The organism is Brunnivagina elsteri CCALA 953 (assembly GCF_002289455.1).
Classification (GTDB): domain Bacteria; phylum Cyanobacteriota; class Cyanobacteriia; order Cyanobacteriales; family Nostocaceae; genus Brunnivagina; species Brunnivagina elsteri.
Genome location: NZ_NTFS01000347.1, coordinates 1 through 7,106, shown reverse-complemented (window position 1 = coordinate 7,106; position 7,106 = coordinate 1). Strand labels below are relative to the sequence as shown.

Here is a 7,106-nt window from a genome sequence, read left to right as displayed (position 1 = left end):
GAACTTAACCGCGCTAAAAACTATGCTCGTGAAGCAGCAGAAGAAATTAATGGTGGGCTAAGTAATTATCGAGCAGAAAATTTAATATATGGTCATGCTGCGGAGGCTCCTTATAAAGATAACGGAAATGGTACTTTGACATTTACTTTTACAGGGCACAAACCGGGTTCAAGTATTCCTACTGCTAAAAGTATTGTCACAGTTTCTAAAGATAGTTCCCGTATAGCGGTTGAAGATAATAGTCTCATTTAGACCTATTTCTGAATCGGTGGACGAGTATCTATGGCGGGTTTTTGATTAACTAAACGAACTTGATTCTGCTTAACAACTACAAGCAAGGCAAAGATTGCGGATCTATTTGGATAGTGGTAAATCAGATATTAATGAATTGAAAGAAGCAACAGAATTTACGAATGTGATAAGTAAACTGAAAATTTATAATATGTTTAAGCAATTCCCTGGAAGTCATACTTGGGATTATTGGCGTGAACATCTGGCAGATTCTTTGACATTTGTAGGAGAACAGTTTCAGATCGCACAGATAGCACATGCAGCCGATAATGTGGGTCATGGACAGTTGAAAAAACCATAAAAAAAATAAGGTGAGCAATGCCCACCCTATATAAATACTAATTTGAGAAATTAAAGATTATGAGATATTTTTTAATTCCTAACTCATAACTTCTAACTTAAAACTAAGCAAAAGCTGCGGTTTGTACATCATTGCTCGCAAGCAATTCTTGCAATTCTTCCGCATCAACAGTTTCCTTCTCAACCAGCATTGCAGCAAGTTGATCGAGGACATGCTTATTTGTAACTAATACATGCTTGGCGCGATCGTAAGCCACATCAACTAACTTGCGAACTTCCCCATCGATGGCAGATGCAGTTTCTTCCGAGAAGTCGCGTTCTGACATGATATCCCGTCCCAGGAACATGTTACCTTGTTGGCGACCAAGGGCAACGGGTCCGAGTTTATCGCTCATCCCGAAGCGCATTACCATTTGACGCGCTACCCGCGCAACCTGTTGTAAGTCTCCGGAAGCACCAGTAGTTACTTCTTCGTCACCAAAGATTAATTCTTCAGCGATACGTCCACCCAAAGCCACTGCCATTTGGTTTTCCAAATAGGAACGACTGTAAAGTCCGCTATCCATGCGGTCTTCGGAGGGTGTAAACCAGGTTAAACCACCTGCACGACCGCGAGGAATAATGCTAATTTTTTGTACGGGGTCGTAGTCGGGCATTAATGCACCAACCAAAGCATGTCCGGATTCATGATAAGCTACCAATAGCTTGCGACGTTCGCTCATTACCCGGTCTTTCTTCTCTGGACCTGCTAAAACACGGTCGATCGCATCGTTGATTTCATCCATCGAGATTTCCGTCAGGTTGCGACGTGCTGCTAAAATTGCCGCTTCGTTGAGCAAGTTGGACAAGTCTGCACCTGTAAAACCAGGGCTACGACGGGCAATTCTATCGATATCTACGTCTTTACCTAATGTCTTACCCCGTGCGTGAACCTTGAGGATTTCCACACGTCCAGCGTAGTCAGGACGGTCTACAACTACTTGGCGGTCAAAACGTCCGGGACGCAATAAAGCCGAGTCTAGTACATCAGGACGGTTGGTAGCAGCGATAATAATGATTCCGGTATTACCTTCAAAACCATCCATCTCGGTCAGTAATTGGTTCAAGGTTTGTTCCCGTTCGTCGTTACCACCACCTAAACCAGCACCACGCTGACGACCAACTGCGTCAATTTCATCGATGAAGACGATACAAGGTGCGTTAGTTTTTGCTTGTTCAAACAAGTCACGGACGCGGGATGCACCTACACCTACGAACATTTCCACAAATTCCGAACCGGAGATGGAGAAGAAGGGTACACCGGCTTCACCAGCGACAGCACGTGCTAGCAAGGTTTTACCAGTACCAGGAGGACCGACTAACAATACACCTTTGGGAATTTTTGCACCAATTGCGGTAAAGCGATCGGCATTTTTGAGGAAGTCTACTACTTCATTAAGTTCAAGTTTAGCTTGGTCGATACCCGCAACGTCACCGAAGGTAATTTGGGTTTGGGGTTCCATTTGTACCCTAGCTCGCGACTTGCCAAAGTTCATCGCTTGGCTACCGGGACCATTTTGAGCGCGACGTAGTAGGAAAAATAAACCGACTAACAGCAATACTGGGAAAAATAAGCTGCTGAGTGCCTTGAACCAGAATCCTTCGTCGGTTTGGGGCAAAACGCTAATATCTACTTTTTTCTCAGTGAGAGTATTAATTAATGTTTGGTCGTCATTTACCAAGGTGACTGCGACTTGGCTACCACTTTGGGTTTTGACGATCGCACCACTGCGATCGGCATAAAGTTTGACCTGAACTACGTTACCTTTGTCAACCTCTTCTAGAAATTGACTGTAACGCCATGTATCTCTACTTTGGGGTTTTTGCTCAAAAAATGCTGTACCCAAAGCAATCACAACTATAAATAGTAGTGCGTATAGACCCGCATTTCTCCATCTTTTGTTATTCACCGAGGTCAGTCCTCCTGTAATTTTTATGCATTTCTCTTAACGTAGAGAATTACGTTGTATCTTCTGGAAGTAAGAAGGTAGTAATTAAGAAATATGTTAACTTATCTTAAGGTATCGCATAATGCCTTAATTTTCATGTAGCAAGAAAAATCCTGTGTTTGTTTGAGATCGAGTCGCTGGGATCATATTGTAGCGAGGTTGTAAGCTATGTGCTTGGGTGCTTCTGGACGGTTTCCACTACAAGGTTTCTATTTATGTATTTTTAAGAGTCTGGCAAGGATTCTTAACTCCGGATTTCTAAATAGCTTTAATTATCAAAAAAAGCAACCCGACAAATAGAAAGATTGGCAAAAGTAAGCTTCGGATAGCTCTAAACCAAAATTTTTCGTCGGTTTGAGGCAAAATGATAATATCAACACTTTTACTGGTAAGCTTATTAATTAGTGTGGGGTCGTCTGTCAAATTCACAGTAACCGTATCACTAGTTTTTGGTTGGACTAAAGCCACTTTCCTATCTGCGCTAATTTTGACTGATTCGACATTGCCTTTTTCGACTTGTTGAATAAACTGACTGTAATCCCATGATTCACGTTTTGGTGGTTGCTTCTCAAGAAAAGCTGTACCAAATGCAACAGATATAATGACAATGACTAACAAGCATAATGCAAAGTAGCGCATATGGTTGTACAGATTGCCATTGCTAGGTTATTTTTCAAGTATTGCAGAATATTCCAACTTTGTTGTAGATAAGCTAAAAAGCAGCTAAATCATATATTAGGGCAGGCAGGGATGCCCACCCCACAAGAATTATAATAATTTAGATTATATGATTTAAATGCGGAACTGCTTATACTCCAAATGGGTCAAAAACAAACTTTGTCATACTGAAAGTAACGTAGTGAAGCGAAGTATCTCGGAGGTTTTACCTCAGAATGACAATTTTGAACCGTTTTTAGTATATTTCCAGAAAATAAAATATTCTGACGATCTATTTACCATATCATCTTGAGGGGCGGGGAGACCCCTACAATCAATTTGGGTAATTTATTTATTGTTTCCTTAGATAAAAATTCTTTGTAACTGTTTTAAGGCAGGATGATGAAAGTTATATTTTAATTTACTTGTTGGTTGGATAACGGTATGAATAGGAATAAGTTCGACTACAGAGTTACTGTAAGCCAGGGTTTCCAAACTAGTAACTAATTCTTGTGTCCAGGGTTCTTCGCCGACTTGTTGATGTTGGTTGGTGAGAGAATTGAGAATGTGCGATCGCATAATTCCTGGTAATATTTTCCCATCAATTGGAGGTGTCCACCAGCAACCATCTTTCCATCCCCAAAGATTACCTGTTGTCGTTTCCAACCAATTCCCAGACTCATCTACAAATATCGCTTCCTGAGAATTATAATTTTCAGCCATTGATTTTGCTAACCAAGATGTGAGATAATTACTCGTCTTATAATTGGGTTGCGATCGCGATAGATTCGGACTGGCAATTATTGCTGAAATCCCGCTTTTTTGTCTTTCTGCTAAATCTTGGGGTAGGTTTCTCCCTGTTATCCATTCTTTACCATCTGGGAAAACCGTAATTCGTAGCACAGGAAAGTGTTGTTTCATGACTTCACAACCTTGATGTATTTGGTTGTAATTGGGTTGCTGCCAATTTAGATGTTGATTGAAAAAATCTACAGAAGTTTTAATTCGTTCAATATGTGCTTCCCAGTTTGTGAGAGGATTACTGAGGGAGTTATCGTAAATTCGCAACGTTGTAAATATAGTCGCACCATAAAGTAAACCTGGATTATTAATATCTAGTTCGATAGTTTGAGAATTATTTAATTTACCGTTGTACCAAAAAATAAATTTAACCCTTTTATATTTTGCAAAAGGTCAGTTGTATATTGAAAATAATTGAAAAAGCTGGTTTTGTGAGAATGAATTAATTTATTAACTAACACATTTTGTAGTTCTCAATTCCATTGCATCAGAAATAAAACAGGAACCACCATATTTATTGAGAATATTGCGAATTACCTCAGATGCGATCGCAATTTTTTCGGGTTGACAAAAGGCAATAATATAGACGTTATCGAGCATTGTCATTGCTAAGTCATGTTTTCCATCATCTCGCGTACTGGTTCCGGCAACATCACGAATTACGGTACAACCTTCGATTCCTGTTTTTTCTAAACCTTGTAAAATCTTCCCTAACTCTACATAGTTCGCAATAATTTCAATGCGTTTAACTGGCAACATATTTCTAATTTCTCTCCTAACTTATTTGTAAACCCATCTCTAAACCTATACCCAAAAAAGATTAATCACGTAAAAATAAAGCGGTATCCCAATAATAATATTAAAAGGAAAAGTTACTGCCAGCGCTGTTGATACATAAAGACTGGGATTTGCTTCGGGAACTGTAATTCGCATCGCTGCGGGTACAGCAATGTAGGAAGCACTTGCACACAATACAGAAAACAATAAGGTATCTCCCCGTTGCAAACCAATAAATTTAGCTATAGATAATCCAATCACTGCATTAACTATCGGAATAAGTATGGCAAAGGAAATTAGAAAAAGCCCTGTTTTTTGTAAATCTTTGATTCTTTTAGCTGCAACAAGTCCCATATCAAGTAAAAAGAAAGTGAGAACTCCATAAAACATATCTTGGGTAAAAGGTTTCAATTTTTCCCAACCACTTTCCCCAGTCAGTAAACCCATCACCAAACTACCGACAAGCAAATATACAGAACTATTGAGGGTAGCTTCATGCAATACTTCCTTCCAAACAAACTCGCTTTTTTCCTGTTTGACGGCAAATAGATTAACTAAAATTAAACCGATGATAATTGCTGGGGATTCCATCAATGCCAAAGCTGCTACCATAAAGCCATCAAAGCTAATTCCCAACTGGGTTAAGAAGGAACCTGCGGTGATGAAAGTGACAGCACTAATTGAACCATACGTCGATGCGATCGCAGCTGCATTGTAAGCATCAAGTTTCACCCTGAGTATAAAAAAGCTGTATATCGGGACTATTATCGACATGAATACAGCTGCTAATAATGTCAAAACTACGTCTTGACTAACACCACTTTTAACGAGTTCTACACCTCCTTTGAAGCCAATTGCAAATAGTAGATATAAGGAAAATAATTTCGGTAGTGGTGGGGGAATTTCTAAATCAGACTTGAGAAATACTGCTAGCATCCCCAAGAAAAAAGCTAAAACTGGTGGATTTAAGATGTTTGATAAGATGAGACTGACATCCATAACCCACTAAGTCCTTTTTGTGCGATCGTTTAATTATTGTTGATGAATTAGTTTCGCATAATGCGCGGTAATTATGATAGCTAGGGTATAATTTTTCAGCTTCAACTATTCCAATTTATCTAATTTGAAGTATTTAATTTATTTTATTTATGTGGTGACTAATATCACCATTGCATAGGTCTCTACAAATCATAAACATGTTCCAATCCATTCTCTCGTAGGGGCAAACGGTTGTTTGCCCTAATTAATTTACCCTAATTGATTTATCCTAATTTATTCACCCTGATTTATTTTACTGATTTATTTGCCCTGATTTATTTAGCCCACTTGGAAAATTCCTGTCCAAATTGCCCTAACGATAATAAATCAATACGCTGATTATTATGGGCAATTACTCTCTCTGAGGGAGTATTATATCCCCAATCAGCAAGAAACAATTTCACATCATCCAAATCACTTTGCTGTTGAACCAGTTGTAAAGTATTTAACCTATCTTCTATAAACCACATACTAACTTCTGAACCATCAGCTTTCTGCCTCAACTCTCGTAAAATTTCGTATTTTGGACGCTTATATTCCTTTCCAAAAATAACTTCTCGTGGGATATCTAGTCCTTCTTTTTGTAGTAGTTTATGAACAAAGCGTCCTTCTTTTGTAGTAACAATATATAACTGGACATCGCTCGCTAGAATATTCTTAATTCTGTCCAAAATCCCAGGATAAAATCGATGTAAACTCATCCAATCTTCTAAATCATTCTCAATCCATTCATCACGTAATTTATCAAGACTAGATGAGACTTCCGATGATTTTATCTGATGTTGAGATAGAATTGTTTGAGTAATATTTACCCAATCCCTGAGAATTGTTTCTTCAGGTATTTCCTCAACCAAAGCTTTAATTAAAACAGGCATTTCCCAACCTGTTTCAATTACTGGTCTAAGACTATAGAATTTTGAAGCTAATTCATCTGATGGTATTTGTTTGGTAGATGTCCATATTTGACAATATGTTCGCCATGCTACCTCAAAATATTCAACCATCCCGTCGCAAATCACGCCATCAAAATCAGATGCTAAAATAGTAGGAATAATTGCCGTCATTTTTGTAAGCCTTAAACCCAAACATTGGCTGCCTTGATTAAAGTCTATTTAAAATAATTCAACAGTAATCTTGACAGCATTTACGATAAATAGAGTTAAAATTCGCCAATTTCAACTAGACTCTAGCCAAAGAATATTCTAATTACTAAGTATAATAACTTAAAGTTGCCCAATTTTACTAGCTTTAGAA

7 protein-coding genes and 1 pseudogene are annotated in these 7,106 nt (G+C 38.4%); 2 read left to right on the top strand and 6 right to left on the bottom strand.

Going from position 1 to position 7,106, the window contains the following annotated elements; genetic code table 11:
- Together CK510_RS31990 and CK510_RS23310 are read left to right on the top strand one after the other, a co-directional pair.
- Positions 1-252, top strand: a 252-nt coding sequence (locus CK510_RS31990; protein WP_211293275.1) for a hypothetical protein, incomplete at its 5' end; no start/stop codon positions are given.
- A 91-nt stretch (positions 253-343) separates the two neighbouring features.
- Positions 344-592 (top strand): annotated as a pseudogene (locus CK510_RS23310) (alpha/beta hydrolase-fold protein); the annotation flags it as partial.
- A gap of 103 nt (positions 593-695) precedes the next feature.
- On the opposite strand, the gene ftsH3 reads toward CK510_RS23310, so the two are convergent.
- From ftsH3 to CK510_RS23280, 6 genes are all read right to left on the bottom strand, one after another.
- On the bottom strand, positions 696-2,540 hold the full coding sequence (ftsH3, locus tag CK510_RS23305; protein WP_095723957.1) for an ATP-dependent zinc metalloprotease FtsH3: 1,845 nt from the start codon (positions 2,538-2,540) through the stop codon (positions 696-698).
- A 297-nt stretch (positions 2,541-2,837) separates the two neighbouring features.
- Complete coding sequence (locus CK510_RS23300; RefSeq protein WP_095723956.1) at positions 2,838-3,218, bottom strand: ATP-dependent metallopeptidase FtsH/Yme1/Tma family protein; 381 nt, start codon at positions 3,216-3,218, stop codon at positions 2,838-2,840.
- 381 nt (positions 3,219-3,599) lie between these two features.
- Positions 3,600-4,400, bottom strand: coding sequence for an aminotransferase class IV (locus CK510_RS23295; RefSeq protein ID WP_095723955.1), 801 nt, complete (start codon positions 4,398-4,400; stop codon positions 3,600-3,602).
- Between the two features lie 87 nt (positions 4,401-4,487).
- On the bottom strand, positions 4,488-4,796 hold the full coding sequence (locus CK510_RS23290) for a P-II family nitrogen regulator (RefSeq protein WP_095723954.1): 309 nt from the start codon (positions 4,794-4,796) through the stop codon (positions 4,488-4,490).
- A gap of 45 nt (positions 4,797-4,841) precedes the next feature.
- Positions 4,842-5,813: a sodium-dependent bicarbonate transport family permease gene (locus tag CK510_RS23285; RefSeq protein WP_095723953.1), complete on the bottom strand. Its 972-nt coding sequence runs from the start codon at positions 5,811-5,813 to the stop codon at positions 4,842-4,844.
- A 314-nt stretch (positions 5,814-6,127) separates the two neighbouring features.
- The gene (locus CK510_RS23280; protein WP_095723952.1) at positions 6,128-6,916 is read right to left on the bottom strand and encodes an HAD family hydrolase; all 789 of its coding nucleotides are present in this window, start codon (positions 6,914-6,916) and stop codon (positions 6,128-6,130) included.
- Positions 6,917-7,106 lie beyond the last annotated feature (190 nt).

Bases quoted from the DNA above. Each gene is read 5' to 3' on its own strand.
- CK510_RS23300 (WP_095723956.1), bottom strand. From the start codon at position 3,218: ATGCGCTACTTTGCATTATGCTTGTTAGTCATTGTCATTATATCTGTT.
- CK510_RS23290 (WP_095723954.1), bottom strand. From the start codon at position 4,796: ATGTTGCCAGTTAAACGCATTGAAATTATTGCGAACTATGTAGAGTTA.
- CK510_RS23285 (WP_095723953.1), bottom strand. From the start codon at position 5,813: ATGGATGTCAGTCTCATCTTATCAAACATCTTAAATCCACCAGTTTTA.
- CK510_RS23280 (WP_095723952.1), bottom strand. From the start codon at position 6,916: ATGACGGCAATTATTCCTACTATTTTAGCATCTGATTTTGATGGCGTG.